Origin of the sequence: Actinopolyspora sp. BKK2 (genome assembly GCF_011291845.1) — a bacterium.
GTDB classification, from domain to species: domain Bacteria; phylum Actinomycetota; class Actinomycetes; order Mycobacteriales; family Pseudonocardiaceae; genus Actinopolyspora; species Actinopolyspora saharensis.
The window spans coordinates 17,255-41,780 of sequence record NZ_JAANTE010000006.1 but is presented as its reverse complement, the minus strand read 5'-3'; the positions used below and the strand labels follow the sequence as shown (position 1 = coordinate 41,780).

Annotated in this window: 20 protein-coding genes and 1 pseudogene; 13 read left to right on the top strand and 8 right to left on the bottom strand. The window is 69.9% G+C overall.

Features of this window, described 5'->3' with window-relative positions:
* Positions 1-173 precede the first annotated feature (173 nt).
* Both G9Q41_RS13955 and G9Q41_RS13950 read left to right on the top strand, forming a co-directional pair.
* Positions 174-2,141 carry an IucA/IucC family siderophore biosynthesis protein gene (locus tag G9Q41_RS13955; protein WP_165632929.1) on the top strand — a complete coding sequence of 656 codons (1,968 nt, stop codon included), beginning with the start codon at positions 174-176 and terminating at the stop codon, positions 2,139-2,141.
* Positions 2,138-4,141: an IucA/IucC family protein gene (locus G9Q41_RS13950; protein WP_347567547.1), complete on the top strand. Its 2,004-nt coding sequence runs from the start codon at positions 2,138-2,140 to the stop codon at positions 4,139-4,141. Before G9Q41_RS13955 ends, G9Q41_RS13950 begins: the two co-directional genes overlap by 4 nt.
* An 81-nt stretch (positions 4,142-4,222) precedes the next feature.
* Here G9Q41_RS13950 and G9Q41_RS13945 read toward each other — a convergent pair whose 3' ends face one another.
* Positions 4,223-5,767, bottom strand: coding sequence for a hypothetical protein (locus G9Q41_RS13945; RefSeq protein ID WP_165632930.1), 1,545 nt, complete (start codon positions 5,765-5,767; stop codon positions 4,223-4,225).
* A 498-nt stretch (positions 5,768-6,265) separates the two neighbouring features.
* The gene (locus G9Q41_RS13940) at positions 6,266-6,859 is read right to left on the bottom strand and encodes a TetR/AcrR family transcriptional regulator (RefSeq protein WP_165632931.1); all 594 of its coding nucleotides are present in this window, start codon (positions 6,857-6,859) and stop codon (positions 6,266-6,268) included.
* Between the two features lie 320 nt (positions 6,860-7,179).
* Here G9Q41_RS13940 and G9Q41_RS13935 point away from each other — a divergent pair, with 320 nt between their 5' ends.
* The 5 genes from G9Q41_RS13935 (at position 7,180) to G9Q41_RS13915 (ending at position 12,440) form a co-directional block, all read left to right on the top strand.
* A complete protein-coding gene (locus G9Q41_RS13935) occupies positions 7,180-8,553 on the top strand; it encodes a carboxypeptidase regulatory-like domain-containing protein (protein ID WP_347567548.1) in 1,374 nt (457 codons plus the stop codon).
* Positions 8,554-8,704: 151 nt separating this feature from the next.
* A complete protein-coding gene (locus G9Q41_RS13930; protein WP_347567549.1) occupies positions 8,705-9,340 on the top strand; it encodes a TetR/AcrR family transcriptional regulator in 636 nt (211 codons plus the stop codon).
* A gap of 11 nt (positions 9,341-9,351) precedes the next feature.
* A complete protein-coding gene (locus G9Q41_RS13925) occupies positions 9,352-10,296 on the top strand; it encodes an ATP-binding cassette domain-containing protein (protein WP_165632933.1) in 945 nt (314 codons plus the stop codon).
* A gap of 21 nt (positions 10,297-10,317) precedes the next feature.
* The gene (locus G9Q41_RS13920; protein WP_092524216.1) at positions 10,318-11,160 is read left to right on the top strand and encodes an ABC transporter permease; all 843 of its coding nucleotides are present in this window, start codon (positions 10,318-10,320) and stop codon (positions 11,158-11,160) included.
* Positions 11,161-11,234: 74 nt separating this feature from the next.
* Positions 11,235-12,440 (top strand): macrolide family glycosyltransferase, encoded by a 1,206-nt coding sequence (locus G9Q41_RS13915; protein ID WP_165632934.1) that lies wholly within the window; start codon positions 11,235-11,237, stop codon positions 12,438-12,440.
* Between the two features lie 198 nt (positions 12,441-12,638).
* Here the strand turns inward: G9Q41_RS13915 and G9Q41_RS13910 are convergent, their stop codons facing one another.
* On the bottom strand, positions 12,639-12,971 hold the full coding sequence (locus tag G9Q41_RS13910) for a putative quinol monooxygenase (protein WP_165632935.1): 333 nt from the start codon (positions 12,969-12,971) through the stop codon (positions 12,639-12,641).
* A gap of 512 nt (positions 12,972-13,483) precedes the next feature.
* Here G9Q41_RS13910 and G9Q41_RS13905 point away from each other — a divergent pair.
* Positions 13,484-14,953 (top strand): SDR family oxidoreductase, encoded by a 1,470-nt coding sequence (locus G9Q41_RS13905; RefSeq protein WP_165632936.1) that lies wholly within the window; start codon positions 13,484-13,486, stop codon positions 14,951-14,953.
* A gap of 199 nt (positions 14,954-15,152) precedes the next feature.
* Positions 15,153-16,528, top strand: a pseudogene (locus G9Q41_RS22725) (deoxyribodipyrimidine photo-lyase).
* A gap of 674 nt (positions 16,529-17,202) precedes the next feature.
* Here the strand turns inward: G9Q41_RS22725 and G9Q41_RS13890 are convergent.
* The 5 genes from G9Q41_RS13890 to G9Q41_RS13870 form a co-directional block, all read right to left on the bottom strand.
* Positions 17,203-17,985, bottom strand: a complete 783-nt coding sequence (locus tag G9Q41_RS13890; protein WP_165632938.1) for a sulfite exporter TauE/SafE family protein — start codon at positions 17,983-17,985, stop codon at positions 17,203-17,205.
* 171 nt (positions 17,986-18,156) lie between these two features.
* A complete protein-coding gene (locus G9Q41_RS13885; protein WP_165632939.1) occupies positions 18,157-18,732 on the bottom strand; it encodes a rhodanese-like domain-containing protein in 576 nt (191 codons plus the stop codon).
* Between the two features lie 138 nt (positions 18,733-18,870).
* The gene (locus G9Q41_RS13880; protein WP_165632940.1) at positions 18,871-20,292 is read right to left on the bottom strand and encodes an MBL fold metallo-hydrolase; all 1,422 of its coding nucleotides are present in this window, start codon (positions 20,290-20,292) and stop codon (positions 18,871-18,873) included.
* Positions 20,293-20,395: 103 nt separating this feature from the next.
* Entirely contained in the window at positions 20,396-20,665 is a 270-nt protein-coding gene (locus G9Q41_RS13875) for a metal-sensitive transcriptional regulator (protein ID WP_165632941.1), read from the bottom strand.
* 125 nt (positions 20,666-20,790) lie between these two features.
* Positions 20,791-21,249 (bottom strand): hypothetical protein, encoded by a 459-nt coding sequence (locus G9Q41_RS13870; RefSeq protein WP_165632942.1) that lies wholly within the window; start codon positions 21,247-21,249, stop codon positions 20,791-20,793.
* A gap of 53 nt (positions 21,250-21,302) precedes the next feature.
* On the opposite strand from G9Q41_RS13870, the gene G9Q41_RS13865 reads away from it, so the two are divergent.
* From G9Q41_RS13865 to G9Q41_RS13850, 4 genes are all read left to right on the top strand, one after another.
* The gene (locus tag G9Q41_RS13865; RefSeq protein ID WP_165632943.1) at positions 21,303-21,998 is read left to right on the top strand and encodes a response regulator transcription factor; all 696 of its coding nucleotides are present in this window, start codon (positions 21,303-21,305) and stop codon (positions 21,996-21,998) included.
* Positions 21,998-23,290: a HAMP domain-containing sensor histidine kinase gene (locus G9Q41_RS13860; RefSeq protein WP_165632944.1), complete on the top strand. Its 1,293-nt coding sequence runs from the start codon at positions 21,998-22,000 to the stop codon at positions 23,288-23,290. The genes G9Q41_RS13865 and G9Q41_RS13860 overlap by 1 nt, the downstream gene beginning before the upstream one ends.
* 205 nt (positions 23,291-23,495) lie before the next feature.
* Complete coding sequence (locus G9Q41_RS13855) at positions 23,496-23,957, top strand: PepSY domain-containing protein (RefSeq protein WP_165632945.1); 462 nt, start codon at positions 23,496-23,498, stop codon at positions 23,955-23,957.
* A 245-nt stretch (positions 23,958-24,202) separates the two neighbouring features.
* Positions 24,203-24,526: a type VII secretion target gene (locus G9Q41_RS13850; protein ID WP_165632946.1), complete on the top strand. Its 324-nt coding sequence runs from the start codon at positions 24,203-24,205 to the stop codon at positions 24,524-24,526.

Here is a 24,526-nt window from a genome sequence, read left to right as displayed (position 1 = left end):
TTGTCCGGGCTCGCGTTCACTCGTGGTTGCCCGCCTCCGTCTCGGATACCCGCTTTCCGAGCTGGTTAAGCATTCCGGTAACCGGGCGCCGGTGCCCAGGGCTCGCCCGGGGCGACTGCGCAAGGCGGGTGAGGGGAGTTGTCCCCGGCGGCTCCGAAGATCAGCATGAGGGTGTGGACAGCGATCACGTGGTTCCGGCCGCGAGCGCTCCCGGAGACGTCGCGGGGACGGGGGACTGCGGTGACCGGCGTGCTTCGGCCCGGTGGACCGTCCTGTCCAGGTTGGTCTCGGCGCTGGTGCGCGAGGGGTGGCTCGACCCGGCCGAGGCCGCCCGTCGCGGGGTGGTCCTGCCTACCGGGATCGTCACCGAGACGGGCAGGCGGGAGCTGCGCGCGCCGGTCTCCGCGCCCTCCTGGGACGGTGGTGCGCGGGGTGACCCGCACGATCCCGCGGAATTCCTCGACGTGCTCCGGCGGGCCGGGCTGTTGGAGGGGGATCCGGACGCCTGGCTGCGCCTGCGCGCCGATGTGGCCGACAGCGCCTCTGGACTCGCGCGCGCCCGGCGCGCGTGCGAGGGACGTGCCGGAAGGGTGCGGGCGGTGGTCGGGGAGCGTTCGAACGTGCGGACCCGGCCGTTCACCGAGCTGGTGTGCGCGCTGCGCGTCGCGGAGGGGGCGGACGATCCGCTGCTGACCGCTTTCGAGCAGTGGGTGGTGGACGGGCACCCGCTGCAGCCGGTAGCCAAGATCAAAACCGGGATGTCGCCGGGGGACGCCCGGCGCTACGCCCCCGAGTTCGGGGCCGAGTTCGACCTGCGGCTGGTCGCGGTTCCCCGGCGACTGGTGTCCGGGGCCACCGCGACGGGTGAGCGAGATCCGGCGGAAGCCCTCCGCGCCGAACTGCGTCGAACCGTTCCGGCCACCGCCGACTCGGCGGAGTCCGAGCTGGTGCGCAGGGGGCTCGCCCCCGGTGAGCACGCGCTGATCCCCGTGCACCCGCACCAGCTGCGGCACGCGCTGCCCCGGCTGCACGGCGCCGCGCTCAGCAGCGGAGCCGTCACGGTGCTCTCCGCCACCGCTCCGGCGCGTCCGCTGATGTCGACCCGCACGCTCGACGTGCGCGAGCGCGGCGAGCGCGCCGGGGTGCACGTCAAGACCGCGCTCGAGGTGCGGCTGACCGGAGCGGTGCGGGGAGTGTCCGCCGAGGCGGTGCACAACGGTCCACGGATCTCGGGGCTGCTGGACGAGCTGGCCGCCGCGGATCCCGCGCTCGCACCTCCGGACCGGTTGGGCGGCTCTGGTTTCGCCGTCTGCCGGGAGCTCGTCGGGATGCGCCACGATCCGCGGCTGATCGGCGAGTCGGCCGCGGACTCGCCGGAGCGGTCCAGGGCGCGGAACCGCTCCCTCGGGGCGATCCTGCGTGAGGACCCCGCGGAGTCGACGAACCCGGGGGAGGTCGCCCTGCCGGTGGCCGCCCTGTCGGCGCGCTCCCCGCTGACCGGACACCCCCTGATCCACGACGTGCTGACCGAACGGCGGGCCGTGGACGGCGCGGGCGGTGGCGGTCGGCCGTCCCGGTGCGAAGTGGCCCGCCGCTGGCTGGGCGCGCACCTGGACCTGGGGCTGTCCCCGCTGCTCACCCTGCTGGTGCGCTACGGGATCGCGCTGGAACCGCATCCGCAGAACACCGTGCTGGTCCTGCGCTCCGGGCGACCGAGGTCGTGGCTCGTGCGCGATCTGGGCGGGGCCCGCGTGCTCGGGGAGCGGTTGCGGCGCTCGGGGCGCCGCCCGCGGCTGCTGGAGGGGACGGGGGTGTGCTGCCACGATCCGGAAGCGCTGCGGAACAAGCTGTTCTTCCCGCTGTTCGTCAACCACCTGGGGGAGTTGGTGGCCGCGCTGGCCGTGGCGGCGGGGTGCCCGGAGCGGGTGTTGTGGCGGGTGGTCGCCGAGCGGGTGCGGAGCTGCTTCGCCGGGTTGGTCGCGGCGGCGGGCTCCCCGGAGGAGGCGGCCGCCGCCCGCGCCGACGCCGCCGCGCTGCTGCACGAGCCGTGGCCGTTGAAGACCATGCTGACGATGCGCCTGTCCGGGCTGGTGACCGAGCAGCGCTACGTCCCGGCCCCCAACCCGCTGGCCCGCTCGTGAGCGGCCCCTCCGCGGTGCGCGCGGGCAGCGGCACGCTGAGCTCCCGCGAGGCGGCCGTGCTGGCGGAGCTGCGTCGGCGGGACGCGGAGCTGGCGCACTGCTGGTCGCGGGCCCTGCCGACGGCCCGCGCGGAGACCGCGCGCGGTTTCCTCGCTGCGCTGCTGCGGGAGGACGCACCGGGGGTGCGCGGACGTGTGGCCACTTTCCGGTGGCCTCCGCGGCCGGGTGAGGCGCACGACTTGCCGGAGGCGCTGCTGGGGAGGTTCGCGGACGGTGCCGGAACTCTGGCGATCGTGCGGCTCTCGGGGGGCCGCTCCGTGGCGGCGCTGCGGGAGGAGGGGCCCGGATTCGGGCTCGGCCGGGTGTCGGTTCCGGTGCTGGTGGGCCGGGACGGCGAAGTCGACTCGCTGGAGCGCGCCGAACGGCTGATCGAGGTGCTGCGGGAAGCCGATCCGAGCGCGGGCTGGGACCGGATGCGGGAGGAGCTCGCGGACTCGGCGTGCAACCTGGCGCTGTCCAGGGTGCTGGTGCAACGGCGGAGGCGTGCGCTGCCCCGGGCCGCGCACTCGGGCGGAGCGAACCCGCCGGGCGCGCCGGCCGCGGGACGCCCGGGCAGCGACGTAGCCCTGGACCTGGACATGCTGACCGGGGAGGGGCACAGCACCCACCCCTGCGGCAAGGTGCGCCGCGGCTTCTCCGTCGCGGACTCGCTGGCCTACACCCCGGAGGGCGGTGCGCACGTCGAGATCGAGCTGGTTGCCCTCGGCCGGAAGCTCGCGTGCTCGACCGGGGACGCGCGTCGACGCTCGGTCGGTGAGCTGCTCGGGGAGCACTTCCCCCGGTTGCTGGCGTGCGCGGTGCGGGAACTGCACGAGCTGGGCAGGACTCCGGAGGAGTACGTCCTCGTCCCGGTTCACCCGTGGCAGCGCCGCAACGTGCTCGCGCGGGAGTACGCGGGCGAGCTCGCCGCGGGGGAACTGGTTCCGCTCGCAGGGCCCCGGCTGCCCTGCAGACCCACCCTGTCGGTGCGCACCCTGGTCACCGCTCTGCCCGGCAGGCACGGGAGACGGCTGACGATCAAGACCTCGCTGGACGTGCTGCTGACCTCCACCCGGCGCACGATCTCGCCGGAGACCACGCGGGACGCCCCGGGCACGAGCGCGCTGCTGCGGGAACTGCTGGACGGCGATCCGGTCTCGGCGGGCAGGGTGGGCACGGTCTCCGATCTGGCCGGGATCGCGTTCGCCCCTCCGGAGGGAGCAGCGAGCGGACCGGCTCGCCTGCGCGGACTCTCCGCCCTGCTGCGGGAGGACCCGGCCGACCAGCTGGGTGCGGCCGAGCACCTCGTTCCGGTCTCGGCGCTGCGGGCGCCGTCACCGGCTGCCGAGGGGACCCTGCTGGCCGAGCTGGTCGACGAGCTGGCCGCGCGCACGGGCACGAGCGCGCTCGCGGCCGGTGAGCGCTTCCTGCGCAGCTACGGAGAACTGCTGTTCTCGGCGACCCTGCCGCTGCTCTCGCGCCACGGAGTGGCGCTGGAGGCGCACATGCAGAACACCCTGCTGGTCGTGCGCGGTGGTGAACCCGTCCGCTTGTTGCTGCGGGACTTCGCCGGGATGCGGGTGCACCGCGGTCGGACGCGCGCGGCCGGGTGGGACAGCGCGGCGCGCCACGCGCGAGCGACGGTGGTGGAGCACGTGGAGCAGCTGCACGCCAAGCTGGGCCACTCCGCGCTGCAGGTCAACCTGGCCGAGGTGGTCCGCTCACTGGGCGAGGCCCCCGGGATCGCCCGGTCGCGGTCGTGGGAGGTGGTGCGCTCGGTGCTGGTCGAAACGGCCGAGCGGGTGGCGGCCACCGGCGGCGGGGAGCACGCGCGGTCCGACCTGGCGGCCCTGCTCGCGCCGACGCTTCCGCAGAAGGCCCTGGCCACCATGCGGCTGCTTTCCACCGCGGAGGACGTCCACCGGGGTCAGCCCAACCCGCTGCACCGGACCGGGACGTGACGGTCGCTCACCTCCCGGTCACGGGGGTGCCACGTTTCCGCCGGGCACTGCGGAAACGCGGCACCACGCGCTCGGGCCGGTTCACTCCACGGGTTCGAGAACGAGGTGCGCGGGTTCGGTCCACGGGGAGTCGATGTTCCACGCCGGATCGGGCCCCGGCCCCATCACCCTGTGCAGCTCGTAGTCCACCTCGCGCGGCTCCGTGGGGGTGAAGTTCCGGTAGTTGGCCCGCAGCAGGGCGGAGGTCACCGGCCCCGCTTCGTCGATCCGCTTCCGGATCTCGGGGGCGAGGTAGCCCCGGTCGGCCAGCCCGTCCACCACCGCGCACTCGCAGAAGTAGGCGAGGGTGCCGATCTCGCCCGGACTGCGCACCGTGCCGTCCCCGACGATGTCACCGACCCGCTCACCTATCCGCGCGTAGTCGGAGGGCTTGGCCCAGTTCGTCGTGATGGAGGCGTGCTTCCAGGGGAGCCCGGTTTCGAGCGCCACGCGCGCCTGGTTGACGACGACACCCGCGCCGAGGGCCACGACCACCGTCGTGGCCAGCAGCGGGAGCGCGCTCCGCCGCACGCTGACCGTGGTGGCCACCACCCCGACGACAGCGGCCGCGAACACGGACAGTCCGATCATGCTCGGCACGTAGTACCAGTGGTAGGGCGGTACGCCGAGCAGGGTGTAGACGTAGAAGTGCGCGGCTCCGCCGATTCCCAGCAGTGCCCAGGGGTGGATGTCGCGCGCTCCCGGACGGCGCAGCGAGCGAGTGATCACCCACGCGGGAAGAGCCACGGCGCCGAGCACGGCCGCGCTCAGCGCGGCCGCGGTGGCCGCCGGGTACGTCGTGTAGTACAGCTCCAGACCGTTGCCGAAGTCCCAGTCGCCCCAGTGCTCCTGGAGCTGCTTGATCACGAGCGTGTCCGGCACGGCCGAGCCGAAGGCCCACCAGCTGAGGGCGAACCAGGGCAGCGCGACCGCGCAGCCCGTCAGCAACCATCGCCACCACTTGCGCCACAGGCTCGGTCGGCCGATGAGCAGTGCCAGGACGAAGACCCCCAGGTCCAGCCTCGTGAGCGCCAGCAGGCCCGCGGCGGCTCCGAAGAGCACGCGGTTGCGGCTCGTGGCGCCGAGCAGCAGCAGGCCGAGCAGCGCGGAGGCCAGCGTCATCTCCAGGCCCGCCGAGGAGAGCAGGAACGGGTTGAGCAGCACGAGCAGGCTCCCCAGCAGGCCCGTGAACCACGGTAAGCCGCTGTGCCGGGCGGTCCGGTGCAGCGAGTGGGCGAGCACCGCGTTCGCCAGCACGAACACCACGCCGAGCGCGAGGACCGGCTGGCGCAGCAAGAAGGTGAAGGCAGCCAGCACCAGCACGTTCAGCGGGGAGGTGGCGGTGTTGGCGAACTCCTGCTCGATCATCCCCCAGTGCCCGTGGAAGGCGAGGTTCCGGGCGTAGTCGATGGTGATGTAGGCGTCGTCGGTCAGTCCGCCGCGGATCAGCAGGAACAGCGCGGCGGCCAGTACGCCCACGCCTCCCGTGGTGAACAGCGCTCTTCGGTCGGGCGCGCTGTTCTCGTGCGGGTTTCCCTCCTCGGAGTGTTCTTGCTGCGTTTCGTGTGCTGCTTCGGCGATCGCCACCGCTACTCCTCCCTTTGACGAAACAGAGTGGGGCGCTCGGGAATGGACGCAGTCCTAGCTTCGCAGCTGTTCACTCGAGTGTGGTCGGCGGTATGCGTTTTGGATTCCTGCTTGTCAAGGAGGGTAGCGCTTGTCGTCCGAACTCGCTCGTTCGTTCGGCGGTTCAGTATGCCGTGCATCACTCTCGGTGATCACCACTGTGGAAAGTCCTACCGGAGCACAGGGGTGTGAACAGGACCGCCACCCGACCAGCCGGCACCGCCGCGAGCCAACCGAGCCCCTGGGGACCCCGGGCAGGAACTCCCGACCAAGAGCTCCGCTCCAACGCAGGTGCTCTGAGCCTGCGCAGTCGGCACCGCCGCGGGTTCTCAGTCGAGTGCCCGGCGAGGACGGCCCCGACGTGGCGTAGGTGGCTACTCGATGTCGGGGCACCCGCAGCCGGGCGCCGACTGAGGTTCCGCCACGGAACCACCTACGCCAACCGAACCCGGAAAACTCCTAATCGTTCGGGCGGAGTCCCCGATGCAGCTGCTCGAACGCCTCATCCAGGTACTCGTGCAGGCTCGAGTCCGATTCGGACTCCTGCCAGGCCTGCACGGAGACGCGCAATGCGGTGATCGCGGTGGCGCCCACGAGGCGGACGTAGGGGTCCTCGCAGGAGACGTCCCTCTTCCGGGCCAGGCCTTCGACCAGGGAGGACTCCATGGCGCGGAACGCGGTGACCACGCGTTCGATCAGTTCGGGGTTCTCGCGCAGGATCACCGCCTGGTCGCGCCAGGTGGAGCCGCTCATGGCCGTGTTCATGGCCTCGCCGAGCACGGCCTGCGCCGTGCGCAGGGGTTCCTCGGTGTCGGGGCGGGCAAGTACGCGCTCCGGTGTGTTGGTGATCGTCTCCTGGTCCCAGGGGACGAGCACTTCCTCCTTCGAGGTGAAGTAGTTGAAGAACGTCCTGGGGGAGACGTCGGCGTGGGCGCAGATGTCCTCGACCGTGACCGAGTGCGGGCCGTGCTCGCGGAAGAGGCTGACGGCCGCTCGCTGCAGCGCCTGGTGCGTGGCGCGTTTCTTGCGCTCGCGCAGTCCGCCGGTGCTCACATCAGCGCCGGTGGATGCCGTGTTTCCGCTTGTTCTCGGCGCTGTGTGCGCTGGTCTGGCCATCGTGTGGCTCTCCCTCGCTGCGGCTGCGGCCACTGGGCGGCTGAGCTGGGGGTTCATCCTAGTCGCGGTTCTTGACGGCGGACAAACCGGGCACTCGTCATAGTGTGCATGATTGCATTTTTGCAGTCCCTGCACGAAAAGTGCTACGATCGTGTCCGTCGTTCGACGCGCTGTCGCGCAGGCGGTCGCCCGAGTCCGCGGCCCGCTGTCCGTGGTTGATCGCGAATCGGTTCCCGAACTCGTGGTGAGGAGTGTTGGTGTCCGAAGAGCAGCCGAAGCAGTTGGCTCGAAAGCTCGTCTCGACTCTGTGGTTCCCGATGTTCTTCATCGTCGGGTTCATGGTCTGCTACCTGCTGCCGTTCCACGCTCCCCAGCCGCGCGACATGCCAGTGGCCGTGGTCGGTGAGCAGAGCGCGGAGCGGCTGGACATCGCGCTGAACCGGTCCGTGCCCGACGGCTTCGACGTGACGGCGGTTCCGGACGTGCAGGCGGCGAAGCAGTCGATCGACGACAGGGAGGCGACCGCCGCCTACGACCCGGCCAACGGCGAGCTGTTCTACGCCTCGGCCAACGGCAAGGCGAGCGTGCAGATGCTGCGCCAGGTCTTCACCCCGGTCGCGCAGCAGTCCGGTCAACAGCTGACCACCACCGACATCGTGCCCACCGCTCCCGGTGACGTCATGGGGACCGGGCTGTTCTACTGCCTGATGGCGATAAACATCCCGCCCTACATAGCGGTGATGATGCTGCTGCGGGCGGAGTTGACCACCAGGCAGAAGCTGGGCTCGCTGGTCGGCGTCGGCCTGCTGGGGACGCTGATCGTCTACGGGTCGGCCCTGTCGCTGGACGTCATCTACAACGATCCGCTCCTCCTGCTGGTCGGTTTCCTGCTCACCCAGGCCGTGGCCTGGACGACGTTCGGCCTGATCCCGTTCGTCAAGCAGTTCTTCCCCGGTGTGGCCGTGGGGCTGTTCGTCCTGCTGAGCCTGCCCTCCAGCAGCGGGGCGATCCCGAAGGATCTGGTCCCCGGCTTCTTCCAGTCGTTGCACCTGGTCATGCCGCTCGGGCAGGCCGTGCACGCGATGCGCGGGATCCTCTACTTCGAGGGGACCGGAGCGCTCGGCGCCACCCTCGGGCTGTCCGCCTGGGTGCTGCTCGGCGTGGCGCTGGTGGTGTTCAACCAGCTGCTCGTGCGGCGCAGGTCACGAGCCGGTGCGGCCGCGGGGTCCACTGCGGAGACCGCTGGCGGCTACGAGCACGTGGACGACGGCGATGTGGTCGTCGATCCCGCGGTGGAGCCTCCGGAACCGGTGCGGCACCGGACGCTGGCCGGGTCGGTCACCGACGCCTCCGGGGCAGCTGTGCCGGGGGCGAGCGTGACCGTCACGGACGGGCGCGGGGTGCAGCTGGCGAGGATGCTGACCTCGCCCGACGGGAGCTACAAGGTGGAGGAGCTGCCGGAGGAGCCGGTCACGGTGGCCGCCTCGGCCTCGGGGCTGCAGCCCGCCGTCGACCGGTTGGCCGCCCGCTCCGGCCGGGTGGAGCGCTGCGACTTCCTGCTCGATCCCGAGGAGGGCAGCCGCAGCGTGCGGCCGAACCGGGTGGACGTGTCGATGGCGGTCCGGGGCTGACCGCCGGTGCGCGCGGCAGTGGCCGGGCCGGGCTGCGCGGAAGCAGGAGGGCAGCCCCGCGGGGCGCTGTGCCACGGAGGAGCTGTGGAAGTGGTCGTGCGCACACCCGGAGCGCCTTGATGAGTGAGTGCTCACTCAGTAAACTGGTCGTGTGAGCACGGATCGTTCTCGGCGCAGGGCGCCCGCGATGAGTTCGGAACGACGTCGGGAGGAGATCGTTCGGGCCACGCTGCCGCTACTGGTCGAGCAGGGGCCCAACATCACGACCCGCTCGATCGCGCGGGCCGCCGAGGTCGCGGAAGGAACGATCTTCCGGGTTTTCACGGACAAGAACGAGCTGATGCAAGCCTGCGTCTCCGAGGCCTTCCGCACCGACGAGGCGTGCGCGCGCATCAGGTCGATCCCACCGGAGCATGACTTGGCCGATCGGCTGAGCCGGGCTTCCTCGATCGTGTTGGACCACTTCCACCGGCTGGGCAGGCTCGTGCACAATCTCTCCGATTCGGAGTACGACGTGCACCGGCACCAGAAAGCCGAACAGCACCGCACCGAGGGCGGGCCCCAGTTCGTCCGGGACTTGATCGACGCCTGCGCGGAACTGGTGGCCCGGGACGAGCACAGGTTCCGCAAGTCGCCCGGCGACGTCGCCCGGATGTTGCTCGGGCTGCTGATGAGTACGCGATTCGAAACGACCACCCCGGAAGACGAGCAGCCCGCGATCGAATCGCGCATCGACGTGCTGCTCAACGGGGTCCTGGCCGAACCGGGCCAGCACGAGCACCGCTGAAGAAGGACGTTATGACAGGACCACCCATCGAGGTCGAGCACGTCAGCAAGGAATTCGGCAAGTTCACGGCACTGGACGACGTGAGTCTGCAGGTGCCGCGGGGATCGGTACTGGGGTTGCTGGGGCACAACGGCGCGGGCAAGACCACGCTGGTCAACATCCTGAGCACCCTGTCCCCTCCGACGAGGGGAACGGCGCGCGTCGCGGGCCACGACGTGGTCCGGGAGAGCAGGAAGGTCTGCTCCCGCATCGGCCTGACCGGGCAGTTCGCCGCGGTGGACGAGCAACTGTCCGGATTGGACAACCTGGTCCTCGTGGCCAGGCTGCTGGGAGCGGGCAAGCGCGCGGCCAAGAAGCGCGCCGAGGAACTGCTCGAGCTGTTCGAGCTGACCGAGGCCGCCAAGCGTCCCGCGCGCAACTACTCCGGGGGGATGCGCCGCAGGCTGGACCTGGCCGCCAGCCTCGTCGGGGGACCGGACGTGATCTTCCTGGACGAGCCGACCACGGGACTGGACCCGTCCAGCCGCATGGGGCTGTGGCGGATCGTGGAGAACCTGGTCAACGACGGGACCACGGTGCTGCTGACCACGCAGTACCTCGACGAGGCGGACAGGCTCGCCGACTCCATCACCGTGCTGTCCAGCGGCAAGGTCGTCGCCTCGGGAACGGCCGAGGAGCTCAAGGCCGAGGTGGGGCAGCGGACCGCCACCGCGACGCTGGCCGACCCCGCCGACGCGGAGCGGGCGGTGAACGCGCTGCGAGCAGGCGGGATGAGCCCGGTGCACGACGCGGAGCGGCACGTGATCACCACACCGGTGGTCGCCTCGCACGAGCTCGCCGTGGTCGTGCGCGCGCTGGACGAGGCCGGCATCGAGGTGAGCGGGCTCGGACTGGGCGAACCGACTCTGGACGACGTCTACCTGACCCTGGCCAACTCCGCGCATCAGGCGGCCTGACACGACGATCGGAAAGCGCACATGACCACTACACTGACCGCTCCTCCGGACGGGTCCGCGGGCACTGAGCACGAACGTCGCAACTGGCAGGGCGCGAGCGTCTGGACCCAGGTCACGGTCCTCACCGGCAGGTCGCTGCGCGCGGTGCTGCGCGACCCGCGGATAGTCGTCTTCAGCCTGTTACAGCCGCTGATCATGCTGACGCTGTTCAGCCAGGTCTTCGGCAAGGCGCTGATGGGCAGCATCGCGTCCCAGACGGACAGCTACATCAACTACCTGATGCCCGCGATCCTGGTGACCACGGGGATCGGGGCCTCCCTGCAGTCCGGTGTCGGACTGATCACCGACATGAAGAACGGCGTGCTGGGCAGGTTCCGGGCGCTGCCCATCCGGCTCGGCACGGTGCTGGTGGCGCGCAGCCTGGCCGACATGTTCCGCACCGCCGTGCAGCTCGTGGTCCTGCTGCTGGCGGCGACCGTGCTGTTCGGGTTCGCGCCGGAGGGCGGACTGACGGGCACGATCAGCGCGTGGCTGCTGGCCCTGCTCGTCAGCTGGTCGCTGACCTGGGTCTTTCTCGCCATCGCCTCCTGGGTGCGCAAGGAGGAGGTGATGCAGAGCGTGGGCTTCCTGGCGATGTTCCCGCTGATGTTCGCCTCCAGCGCGTTCGTGCCGCTGGACGCGCTGCCCGGTTGGCTGCGGGTCGTGGCCCGCATCAACCCGCTCACCTACGCCGTCGACGCCTCCCGCGACCTCTGCCTGGCGCTGCCCGTGGGCAGCGGGGTCTGGTCCGCCCTGGGGACCAGTGTGCTGCTGCTCGTGGTCGGCGCCGTGTTCGCGGTCAGGGGGTTTCGCCGGCCCCTGTGACCCCCGCCGTCCGTGAACGCCGTTCCCTGTGAAGTCGCTCCCCTGTGAAAGCAGCGGAATCGATTCGGAAGATGATGCGCAAACATTTCGCTTTCGTGAGCATGCCCGCCTACGGGCACGTCAATCCGTCACTCGCACTCGTCGAGGAACTGGTTCGCCGGGGCCACCGGGTCAGCTACGCCACCGGTTCCGACATGGTCCCCGCCGTGCGCGCCGCCGGTGCCGAACCCGTTCCGGTGCCGATGGAGCAGCCCTCCGCCCCCGCGGGGGACGGGGCGCTGACCCCGGAGGTGATGGCCCCGATGATGGAGAAGTTCCTGGAGGACACCCGGGAGACGCTGCCGAAGTTGGCGGAGCACTTCGCCGACGAGCACGTCGACGCGGTCTGCGCGGACTCGGCCACCCCGGCCGGACGCGTGTTCGCGAAGAAGCTCGGAGTCCCCAACATCTCCCTGGTCCCGACCCACGCGGGCAACGAGGAGTTCTCGATGCGTGCGGAGTTCTTGAAGCGGGCTCCGGAGGACTTCGACCAGAACCATCCGGTGCTGCGGGACTTCACCGAGCGGATGAGCGAACTCGCCGTGCAGCACGGTGTCGAGCTCGACAGCGAGTCGATGATGGCCGAACCGGCAGGCGCGCTGAACCTCGTGTTCATCCCGCAGGAGTTCCAGTTCCACGCGGACAGCTTCGACGAGCGGTTCGCCTTCCTCGGGCCGTTGCTGGGCGGTCGGGCCGAGCGTGAGCAGTGGCAGCCCCGGCGCTCGGACCGGCCACTGCTGTTCGTCTCGCTGGGAACCATCTTCCACGGACACCTGGAGTTCTACCGGACCTGCATCGAGGCCTTCGCCGACACCGGCTGGCAGGTGGCGATGTCCATCGGTAACCGGGTCGGTCCGGAGGAGCTGGGCGAGATCCCCGAGAACTTCGAGGTGCGTGCCCGCTTCCCGCAGACGGCCGTGCTGCGGCACGCCGACGTGTTCCTCTCGCACGCGGGGATGAACTCCACGATGGAGTCCCTCTCCTACGGAGTGCCGCTGATCACGGCTCCCCGGATGGTGGAGCAGGAGATGAACGCCGAGCGGGTTCGCGAGCTGAACCTCGGCGGGCAGCTCGCCGAGGAGGAACTGACCGACGCCGCGCGGCTGCGTGAGCGGATCGAGGAAGTCGCCGCGGACGGGGAGATCACCAAGGCCGTGGGCGAGATGGCCGAGACCATCAGCGGGTACGGCGGGGCCCGCGCAGGTGTGGACGCTATCGAGGCGTATCTCGGGGCCGACTAGAGTCGGCGGCTCGGTTTGCTCGGATGGTTGCGTGGCGGAACCTCTCGCGGGCTCTCGCTCCGGGTGCCCGACATCGAGTAGGCCCCCTCGCGGCAGTTCCGACTGGTCGGGCGGGGGAGCGGGCACGCCGCTTGTGCGGACGAGAAGGCGCCGGGCCCGGAGCGGCCCGGCGCCTGACGTTCGGCTGAGCGGGTGCGCTCAGCTCTCCGAGTCCACGGCCATCTCACCGAGCCGGGACCAGTCGTCCTGATCCACCGGCGTGTTGATCACCCGCGGAGTCTCCGCCAGGTGGGGCGGAAGGGTCTGCTGGGCGGTCTTGAAGTGCTCGGACTGCACGTGCGCGGCCCCGGCGTCCCCGTCGCGGAAGGCCTCGAGCAGGACGTACTCGTTCGGGTCCTCCAGGCTGCGGGACCAGTCGAACCACAAGCAGCCCTCCTCCGCACGCGTCGCCTCGGTGAAATCGCGCGCGATCTCGGGCCACCGGTCCGCGGACTCGGGAAGAACGCGGAACTTGACGGCGATGAAGATCATCGAAACTCCCCTGTGATTGTTCGGTCCGAACTCTCGGTCGGGCTCCTGCTCGGAAACCGGCTGTGGACGGTGAACCGGCTCCGGAGCCACGCTCCGGCCGCGTTGTGGTGTCACCGGCGCGGTCCTGCGCGCGGTGGGCGCACCCGCCGCGCGACCGCCCGGGGCGACTCGTCCGCGTCGGGTTCGACGACCGGCCGAGAAACGGGTTCGGGGACAGGTTAGGAGATCCGTCCCCGCCCGCGAGCGCCGCCCCGAGAGCCGGGGACGGGCGCTATTCGACTCTCCGTCGCACCGTGCCGGCGTCCTTCGAACCCCGGTGTCCGCGAGAGCAAGCGCCCAGGTCTGGTGAGCGCATTCGCATCCGGTTCGGACTCGCGCGCGGCTGTTGTTGCCGCGACCATCGGGACAGCGCACGACCCCGTTCGGCTCGAGGCGTGTCCCGGGAGATCGGTAATGGTCGAGCGCTCGCGACCGGGGACGGTCGAAGCTCGGTGTGATGGGTGGATGGTTACATGCTGTGTCTGGTTGCGGGGGCCAGCGGTTATATCGGGGGTCGTCTGGTGCCACGACTGCTGCGAGCCGGGCATCGGGTGCGCTGCGTCGCACGCGATCCCGGCAAGCTTCGTGACGTGCCCTGGCGCGATGAGGTCGAAGTCGTCAGGGGCGACGTGCTCGACGTGGAGTCAGTGGCCGTCGCGTGTCGCGACGTGGACGTGCTGTACTACCTGGTGCACTCGATGTCGGAAACCGGCTTCGCCGCCAAGGACCGGCGCGCGGCGCTGTGCACCTCGCAGGCCGCTCGCGAGTCCGGTGTCGGGCGGATCGTTTACCTGGGCGGTCTGCACCCCGACGACGATGACCTGTCCGAGCACCTGGGGTCCAGGGCTGAGGTGGCCGAGATTTTCCTGCGCAGCGGAGTTCCGACGGTGACGCTGCAGGCAGCGGTGATCATCGGTTCGGGTTCGGCGAGTTTCGAGATGCTGCGTTACCTGACCGAGAGGCTACCAGTCATGATCACTCCGAGCTGGGTGCGCAACCGGGTACAGCCCATCGCCGTGCGCGACGTGTTGCACTACCTCGTAGCCGTGGCACATCTACCCCCCGAGGTCAACCGTTCCTTCGACATCGGCGGGCCGGAAGTGCTCACGTACGCGGAGATGATGCGACGCTACGCTGCCGTGGCGGGGTTGCCCCGACGCGTCATGTTCCCGGTCGGGGTGTTGTCCCCGAGGTTGAGCTCGCATTGGATCAACATCGTCACCCCGGTGCCGAAGAGCATCGGGGGACCGCTGATTGAATCGCTGGTCCATGAGGCGGTCCGTGGCGATCACGACATCGACGGGTACGTCGCGAAACCGGAGGGCGGGGTCACTGAGTACAATCGCGCGGTCGAGCTGGCCCTCCACAGGATTCGACATGCCCAGATTGAGACTCGATGGTCGGACGCCTCGCCCGCCGAGGCACCCGCCGAACCGCTGCCCTCGGATCCGGACTGGGCGGGCGGTAGTGCCTACGTGGACACGCGGTTGTGGTACAGCGAGGTTTCGGTTCCCGATGTGTGGCGCGTGATCGAAAGTATCGGTGGTGAGAACGGTTGGTACTCGTTCCCGCTCGCATGGGCGGTTCGTGGCTGGGCCGACCGGGTGATCGGCGGTGTCGGACTGCGCCGCGGACGACGTGACCCGGTTCGTCTGCGAACCGGTGACGCCCTGGACTGGTGGCGTGTCGAGGAGATCGACGAGGGACGGCTGCTGCGCCTGCGCGCGGAGATGAAGATCCCCGGGCAGGCATGGTTGGAACTCGGTGTCACCCCGACTGACTCCGGGGGAGCCCTATACCAGCAACGGGCCGTCTTCGTGCCGCACGGCTTGGCCGGGCACGTCTACTGGTGGTCGGTCATCCCGTTCCACGCCCTGGTCTTCGGCGGAATGGGCCGTAATGTTGTGCTCACCGCCGCCAGAGTTCGCCGCGCCTTCGAGTGATGTTTTTCGTTCCTCCGTCGTGGATGGGTGCTGAGCGGAACCCTCCGTATTCCCGGGACGCGGCTCCGAACTCGGATGGAGTTCCGCACGGAGTCGGACACTTCTGAGCCCGCGCTCCTGATGAAGCTCCCGGAAGCACTACTGCCGGACACACCTGGTTTCCCGTGCCCACCGGGGCCCTGGTGCGTAACGCCGGTGTATGAGCACTCTCGCCATCCTGTGGTTCCGACATGATCTCCGTTTGTGGGACCATCCGGCTCTGCTGACGGTCCCCGGTGGTCCGACCGCGTTCTGGCGGTATTCGTGCTGGACACGCGGCTAATCATGCCGGCTGGTCCACCGCGGCGAACGTTTCTCTACCGGTGCTTGCGAGCCCTCGACGCCCGGCTCGACGGCCGGTTGCTCGCGCTGGAGAGACCTCCGGAGACGGCTCTGCCCGAGCTGGCGCAGAAGGCCGGAGCCGGCAGCGTGTACGTGTCGGGCGAAACCAATCCCTACGGGCATCGGCGCGACGAACGGGTGGAGCGAGTGATGGGAGGGTATGGGCGTCGACTTCGTGTCGACGAGATCGCCGTACGCGATTGAGCCCGGGTGCATCACCAAAGGCGACGGCCAGCCCTACCGGGTGTTCACACCGTTCCGGCGAGCTTGGAGCGCACACGGATGGTTACCACCCGTTGACACGGACGCCTCCGTCGTGGAGTGGATGAATGTCGCGGGCCTCGGTGGTGTGGTCGTGCCCGTCGACGAACAGCTCGATTCGGTGACATTGCCCCCCGGCCGGGGAGGAGCACGCGCTGGAGCGCTGGCAGCGCTTCGTCGACAGTGGTCTCGAACGGTACCACCAGCAGCGCGATCGCCCCGACCGATCGGGGGAACAGCCGCATGTCCGTCTACTTGCACTTGGGGTGTGTGCATCCTCGCACTCTGCTCGCCGACCTCGCCGACAGCGACAGTCACGGGGCGTCGAGTTATCGCAACGAGCTCGCCTTCCGTGACTTCTACGCGGACGTGGTGTGGAACTGGGCGGAGAGCGCGCGTCGGAACTTCGATCGCCATTTCGACCGAATGAGACTGGACGTTGACGATGACGTGCGGAGGCGGTTCGACTCGTGGTGCCGCGGCCGGACGGGATTTCCCGTGGTTGACGCCGGAATGCGCCAACTCCTGGCCGATGGGTGGATGCACAACCGAGTGCGCATGATCGTGGCGAGTTTCCTCGTCAAGGACCTGCACTTGTCTTGGTGGTGGGGTGCCCGCCACTTCATGCACCACCTCGTCGACGGTGACGTCACCTCCAACCAGCACGGTTGGCAGTGGGCGGCGGGCACGGGGACGGATGCCGCCCCGTACCTCCGCGTCTTCAATCCCATCACCCAGGGGGAGAAGTTCGATCCATCTGGTGACTACGTGCGCGATTACGTGCCGGAGCTGAGAGGCGTTGAGGGTGGTGCCGTCCACCGGCCGTGGCAAGCGCCCACCGGGTCGGCGCTGAACTACCCGGGGCCCCTCGTCGATCATGAGCACGAGCACCGGGAGGCCTTGGCCCGTTATGGTGAAATCAAAAAATCTTGATCATCGTGATAGGGGGTAGGCAGTCACTGGATCGAGCGCCTCGTGCTGGTTCATCCGCGCGGGCAAGCGAGCGCACTGGCGGAACGGCTGGCACCGTATCCGGTGGTGAGAAGGTTCGGCGCTTGGCGGCGGAGCGTCATCCGACCCTGCGACGGAGCGGGCGACGGAACCTGTGCCCAGGAAGTTCTCCACTTTGACCGCCTGTCCCCCGGTCGGGACGTGTACGAGCTTGCCGTTGCTGATGTACAGCCGTTGTGGCCGGGTGAGGAGCAGTAAAAGAGCACGTCGCCCGGACGCAGTTGGGAAGCGGCCCTCTCCGCGCCGGCTTGGATCCGTGTCGAGGCGGACAGGGAAATACCGACCTGCTCGCAGGACCATTGCATCAGTCCGGAGCAGTTGAACCGGTTCGGCCTCTTGATACCCCGCACATGGGGCGGCCCCTGCTTGCACGGTGTTCGCGGTTGCGGTGGCCGCGTCCGTGTCTCCAATGGAGCTGACGTCCTCGGAGAGCAACAGTCGTGAAGCCCTTCTCCGCCCGCTGGGAGAGGCCTGCATACCACCTTTCGTCCTCGGCGGTCCGCTCTCCGAGATCGCTTGGCGTCCGGTCTTCTCGATCTTTTCAGCGACCCGGGAATCTGCGCACCGGCGATCGGTGAATGCGTCCGGATTGCTGTTCACCCACCGAGCGCTGAAGGGGCGAATACGGCGGCGAGCGCCACCCCGGCGGCCACGGTCAGCACTACTCGGGCGAACCACTCGCGCACGAGCCGTGCGGGCAGTCGCGCGGCGAAAGCACCCGCCAGCACCGAAACCACCAGTGCCGTTCCGGCGAAGACGCCGAGCAGTCCGTAGTCGAGCTGCACCGCTCCCGCGTGCGCGACCAGCCCTGTAGCCGAGTTGGCGAAGACCACCACGAGCGAGGTCGCCACGGCGGCTCGGGAACCGATACCGAGCAGTGTCGTCAGCGCGGGGACCACGACGAATCCGCCACCGACCCCGAAGAGTCCGGTCAGCACCCCGACCAGGGCCCCGGCTGCGATCGACTTCGGCAGGCAGCTGCGCCAGTCGATTCCGCCCTCGACGGTTCGACACGCCCCGCCCCGCTCTTCGCCGCTGCGCAGCATGCGCAAGGCCACGACGGCCATGAGCGCCGCGAACGCGAGCAGGAGCCATCGCTGGGGGAGCAGCTGTCCCAGGGCGGTGCCGCCGAAAGCCGCCGGCGCGCCCGTCAGCGCGAACACAGCTGCGATCGGCCACCGCACCAGGGTGCGTCGTGCGCGGGGAAGCAGGCCACCCAGCGACGACACGGCGACAACGGCGAGCGAGGTGGGGATCGCGATCCGCAGCGGCAGTCCTGCGCCGTAGACAAGCGCGGGAACGGCCAGCACGGCCCCGCCGCCCCCGAGCGAACCGAGCGCCAAACCGATGACCGCTCCGAAAACGGCGGCCGGGATCATCACTCATCTCCTTCGGAGAGCGCACCGGTCGGGCACAGCGGGCGTGCTCGGGAGCGGAGCCCCCTGGGCCTTCCCCACTTCCAGGGCACGCGGCGGGTTCCGCTCGAGCGAGTTCGCGAATCTTTCCGAACCGGGCGGTGCGGTGACGACCACCGGTCCGGGGAGATCCGCTCAGCTGCCGGAACTCGCCGGAGGGTGCCGGTCGGTCAGGGCTGCGAGCAGTTCGGATGCCTGGTTCCGGGGCGCGCGGTTGTGCGGCAGCAGCTCGAGCAGGCGGGCCATGGCGCAGGTGTTGCTGACGGCGGCGAAGGTGAGCCCGGCACCGACGAATCCGGCGAGCCACTTCAGGGGGCGGAAGAGAACACTGCCCGCCACGCCGAGCAACACCAGTGACCCCGCCACCAGTCGGACTTGCCTCTCCAGGGACCAGGTACCGGAACCGTGTTCGACGGGAGCGCCGTGTTCCTGCCAGTTCCCCAGACCGCCGCGCAGCACTTGGGCCTGAGTGAATCCGGCCGATTCCAGCAGCTCACGTGCCTGCTCGGCTCGGTTGCCTGATGCGCACACGAGCACCACCGGATCCTCGTGCGCGGAAACGAGCTCTGAGCTGCGCTCGCGCAACAGGTCCAGCGGTACGTTGTGCGATCCGGGGGCGTGCTCGGTGGTGAACTCCCCTGGAGTGCGCACGTCGATGAGGCGCGTGCGCGGGTTCGTTCCGATCAGCTCACGAACCGCTGGTGTGTCCATAGTGGTCCTGTTTTCTCCGGGCATCGGTACCGCCTTTCGTCTTCTTCACCGGATGGGATGGCCCAGCCGGCTCCTCTGCCACGTCGTGACGGCTCTGGCCACACCGTCTCGCTCCTCGCCACCGGCGGGTCCAGGTCCTCACGATGAGGCCAGCGTGATTCCCGCCGCTTCGGCGTTGTCGAACACATCGTCGATCAGCACCGGGGTGCGCCCGGAGCGCTCCAGCAGCGCTGCGGCGGCCGCGGCGCGATAACCGCTCCCGCAGTGCACCCACACGGCCCCCTCCGGTAGCTGTTGGGCGTGCTCACCGAGCTCGTACAACGGGATGTGGGTGGCTCCCTCGACGTGGGAGGCGTGCCACTCGTTGTTAGTGCGCACGTCGAGCACGGTCTCCGCACGGGGCAGTCGTTCGTGCTCTCCGGCGCGTGCCGTGGCCAGGTCTCCGAAGGTGGCCGTCCAGGTGCTGCGAAGCCTGTCCTCCGCGGCCAGATCCTCGGGTTGACCGGTGGCGGAGGCGGCGAATCGGTCGATACCGATGCGGGCCAGCTCACGCTGGGCTTCGGTGATTCGCTCGGGGGTGTCTGCGATCAGGGTGATCGGCGCTCCCCAGTCGATCATCCAGCCGAGCCAGGTGGCCATCGGGCCGTCCAGCCCCAAGCTGACCGTGCCTGCCAAGTGGGAGTCCACATAGGCCTTGCGGGTGCGCAGGTCGACTACCCACTCGCCCGCGTCCAGGCGCCGGGCGAGCTCAACGGGGGTGGCGCGCGCGGGAGTGCGCAGGTCGATCGGCTCGGGTCCCTGCACATTCCGCACCCCCATGTGGGCGTAGTAGGCAGGGTGGGCGCCGAGCCCGGACAGCGTCTTCTTCACGAACTCGTCCCGCGCGAGGGTCAGGGCCGGGTTGGTCTCCTTCTGCTCGCCGATGGTGGCGGAGTCCCCGGAAGCCTGCGTGGCCGAGCAGAAGCTCCCGAAGCCGTGAGTGGGCCAGATGCGCGCTCCATCCGGCAGCGACTCGGCGAGCCTGCGCGCCGATGCGTGCTGGTGCTCGGCCAGCCGGTGGGTGTGCTGCTCTCCGATCAGGTCGGTGCGCCCGGTGGTGCCGAACAGCAGCGACCCTCCGGTGAACACTCCCACGGCACCACGTTCGCCCTCCAGCACGTAGGAGAGGTGGTGATAGGTGTGCCCCGGAGTGGACATCGCGCGCACCCGCATTCGCGGGGAGAGCTCGATGGTTTCGCCGTCGTGCAGCGGACGGTGTTCGAAGGCGACTTCGTCGTCGGCGGCGATGCCGTACTCCGCTCCGGTCAGGCGGGCGAGCTCGAGTCCGCCCGAGACGTAGTCGTTGTGCACGTGCGTTTCCAGTACGAGAGCGATTCGTACGTTCAGTCGTCCCGCCGCGGCCAGGAAGCGGTCCACGTCCCGCTGCGGGTCGACCACCACGGCGACCGCTCCGTCGGTTGCGAGATAGCTGCGATCACCCAGCGAGGAAGTGGCGATGATTTGCGTGGTCAGGCAGCCGGGAAGCTCCGTCGTGTCGTTCTCCTGTGTGATCCCACTCATGCCTGCTCCTGGAATCGGAGGTTGTCCCTCTTGAAAGGGAGGATTATTACCCCCAGGGGTATAAGAGTATTTCGAGAGTCTGGGACTCGCCGTGGGTCGGCACTCAGGCCAGTGCGAGGAACAGTCGTTCCAGTTCCTGCTCGGTCATCTCGGGCTCCTCGCCATCCTCCCGGCTCTGCTGGCAGTGCCGCATCCCACTGGAAACGATCTTGAATCCGGCACGGTCCAAGGCGCGGGAGACGGCTGCGAGCTGGGTCAGTACTTCGGAGCAGTCCCCGCCTTCCTCGATCGACTCGACTACGCCCGCAAGCTGCCCCTGGGCGCGACGCAGGCGGGTCAGGGCGTCGCCGACGAGTTCGGGCCTCATCTGCATGACAATCACCTCCGTGGTCTCGTGTTCGAGACTACCCCCGGGGGTATCTATGTCAAACAGCGGGCCGTGGAGTCGCTGCGGAGTACTCGTTACCGGTACTGGTAGCTCGTTGACCGGAGGCCGCCTCACCGGTCGATCTCGGTGGACACGAGCGGTTCGCCGTCGCCGCACTCGACGGTGATCTCCACTTCCGTGTCGGTGGACTCGAAGGTGAGTTCGGCCTCCTCGGCGGGGCCGTCCTGCACGTCCTGGGCCTGGAATCCCTGCGCCGGGCTCCAGGAGAGCAGTGCTGCGCGCCCGCCGGAGCAGTTGACGACCACCGTTCCTCCCGGGGTGTGCCGCAGGTCGCGCTGCCCGGAAGCCGGGGGTCGGCTCTCCGCGGTGCTCTCGTCGTTCGCGGTCGGCGCGGGCCCGGCCAGCTCGCGGCGCACCTCGTCCTGACCGGTCATCGGAGGCCCTCCGTCGAGGATGCCGCGTCCGAGCGCGGACACGGCCGCCAGCCCCACCGCGACCGCCACCGCTGCGGCGGCGAACCATCCCAGCACCGCGAGCGCAGTGCGGGTCCTTCCGGTGGGACCTGCCATGCCCCCACTATGCCAATCCGCGCGGCTCGCCGGGCGCCGGTTACCGTGCGACTGTGGCGCAGGTGCTGCTTGTCGAGGACGACTCGGCTCTTCGCACGTCGTTGAGCAGGGGGTTGAGTGAGCGCGGGCACGCGGTCACCTCCGCGGGGACCGCGATGGACGGGTTGAACCTGATCGTCTCGGGCAAGCCCGATCTCGTGGTGCTGGACATCGGTCTCCCCGATCTGGACGGGCGGGAGATGCTGCGGATGCTGCGCGCGGCGAGCCGGGTTCCCGTGATCGTGGGCACCGCGCGCGGCGGCGAGGACGAGATCGTGACCGTGCTGGACGCGGGCGCGGACGACTACGTGGTCAAGCCGTTCAGCGCGGGGCAGCTGGACGCCCGGATCAGGGCGGTGCTGCGCAGGGGCGGGGAGCAGTCGCGTCCGGAGGTGCTCGTGGTCGGCGGGCTGCGGATCGACCCGGCGGCCCGCTCGGCCGCTCTGGACGGTTCGCGGCTGGACCTCAACCCGAAGGAGTTCGACATGCTGCACTACCTCGCCGTGCGCGCGGGGCAGGTGGTGAGCAAGCGCGAGCTGCTCACCGAGGTGTGGCAGCTGCCCTACGGCGGGGCGGACAAGACCGTGGACGTGCACGTCTCCTGGCTGCGGCGCAAGCTCGGCGAGACCGCGCGGGAGGCGCGCTACCTGCACACGGTGCGCGGCGTGGGGGTGCGGCTGGCGGCCCCGGACGAATCCGGTGCGCGCTGATGCGGCGGCGCATCGCGCTGCTGGTGGCGGCCACCACGACCCTGGTGCTGGTGGCGTTCCTCATCCCGTTGGCCGTGCTGGTCCGCACCGTGGCCTTCGACCGGGCCGTGAACACCGCGACCACAGAGGCGCAGGCGCTGACCTCCGTGGTCAGCACGGCGGACAGGTCCACTCTGGAGCTCAGTGTTCAGCGGGCCAACGCGGAGGGCAGGTTCCCCGTCACCGTGTTCCTCGCCGACGGCCGGCGGCTCGGAGCGCGGGCCGAGCGCACCCCGGCGGTGCGCCTGGCCGCCAGGGGGCGCAGCCTCACCGTGGACACCGGCGACGGGGTGGCCGTGCTGGTCTCGGTGGGGGACTCCTCGGGAGGTCAGGCGGTCATCCGGAGCGTTGTCGGGGAGCGGGAGCTCATGCGCGGGGTGCACCGCGCGTGGTTGCTGCTGGCCGGGCTCGGGCTGGTGCTGCTCGTGCTGAGCGTGCTGGTCGCCGACCGGATGGCCCGTTCGCTGGTTCGGCCGACCAGGGAGCTCTCCGCGGTGTCCCACCGGCTGGCCGGTGGGGAGCTGGACGCCAGGGCGCGGGTGGAGGCTCCCGGGGAGATGCGCGACGTGGCCACCGCGCTGAACCACCTGGCGGGCCGGATCCGGGAGCTGCTGGCGGAGGAGCGCGAGTACGTGGCCGACCTCTCGCACCGGCTGCGGACCCCGCTGATGTCGCTGCGGCTGGACGCGGAGTCGTTGCGGGACGGGGAGGAGTCCCGGCGCATCACCGAGCACGTGGACGCGTTGCAGCGCGCGGTGACGCGGATAATCGAGCAGGCGGGCAGGCGCAGTTCGCAGACCCCGGTGCCGGACAGCTGCGACGCGGCGGCCGTGGTTTCCGAGCGGCTCGAGTTCTGGTCGGTGCTGGCCGAGGACACCGAGCGCGAGATGCGCTCCGAGATCGCGCCGGGTCCGCTGCGCGTGGCCGTGGGGGATTCGGAGCTCTCCGACTGCGTGGACGCGCTGCTGGGCAACGTCTTCGCGCACACCGAGGAGGGCGTCGGCTTCGAGGTGCGGTTGTTCTCCGCCGACGGGTTCGCGCGGTTGGTGGTCACCGACGACGGGCCCGGTTTCGACGGGCTGGAGTCCGGCAGCGGGCCGTTGAGCCGCGGGGCCAGCGGCAGCGGGTCCAGCGGGCTCGGTCTGGACATCGCGCGCCGCGCCGCCGGCGAGTCCGGCGGTTCGGTGACGCTGGGCGCGGGTGAGAACGGCGGTGCGCGCGTGGTAGTGGACTTCGGGGTGCCCGCGGAGTGACCGGTGGTCTCCGCGCGGGGAGCGGCGGGCGGCCGCGCCGCCTGCCCGGAAGGCGGCCCCGACCGTGCACTCGCTCGGGCCGCACGACCTTTAACCCCGCTTTAGCTTTCGAGTAGCGCCGGTTTAGTTCCCGCGCTGCCACCTTGGTTCCCGTCAACGACAGCGAGCCGGGAGGTCCTCCCGCGCGGATTCAGGAGGCAGCAGGTTGCCGGGAAACAAGAAGCTGGTCGGAGCGCTCGCGGTCGCGGGTGGAGTGCTCGCCCTGGGCGGCACCGCCGTGGCCTTCGGAAGCGGCGGGGGTTCCGCCGCGGAGGCTGCCGGGGACGCGCCCGCCGAGGTGCGCTCGGTTTCCGAGGGGAACGACGCGGGCCCGGACGGTGTCTACACCGGACCGGACCCCGATGAGGTCTACACCGGGCCGGGCGAGGGGTATCGCGGCCCGCGGCCGGAGCACTGCACGAAGGAGAAGCCTGCGGTCAACGGTGACCGGGCGCGCGAGATCGCGCTGGAGCGGGTGCCGCAGGCGAAGGTGATCGAGGTCGAGCTCGACCGCTGCTACGGGCTCGAGTGGGAGCTCGAGCTGCGCGAGGGGCAGACGGAGTACGACGTCACCGTGGACGCGCGCAGCGGCGACGTGGTCGGCTACGAGCAGGACCGGGACGACTGAGCGAGCGGTGCGGAAGGGGCATCCGCGTGAAGGCGCGGATGCCTCGCCGGTGCGCGGATTCCTGCGGGGATCGCCGCGTGTCGGTGGTTCCGGTGGGGAGCTCGGCCGCGGCTCCCGGCGCCGACGACGATCGTTCCGAGGTGATTTCTCCCTCTTCTGTTGATGCGTGGAGTTGCTCGACCATCACCCAATGGAGTGTTAGCGTTCCCCCTTCGGAAGATCATTTTCCAGTGGAGGGGATCTGGATGAACGCGCCTTCCGACGGGGGCAGTGGCTACTCCGTCCGGCCCGAGGAAGTGACGAAGCTCGGCAAGAAGGCGGAAGAACTGGGCAGCAGGCTGGTGAACCTGGTGCGGGCCACGGCGGAGGAGTCGACCGCAGCGGCGCAGGCACATCAGGACTGGGCGTTCGCTGGCCCGCTGGAGAGCCTGCAGCGCAGCTGCGAGCACAACATCGAGGGGTTCGGGCGCTGGGCCGACGACATGGGGGACCGGTTGGCTGCGGCGGCCAGGAACTACGAGAAGACCGATGACTGGGCGCTGGAGAAACTCCGGGGAACCGGAGTCTGA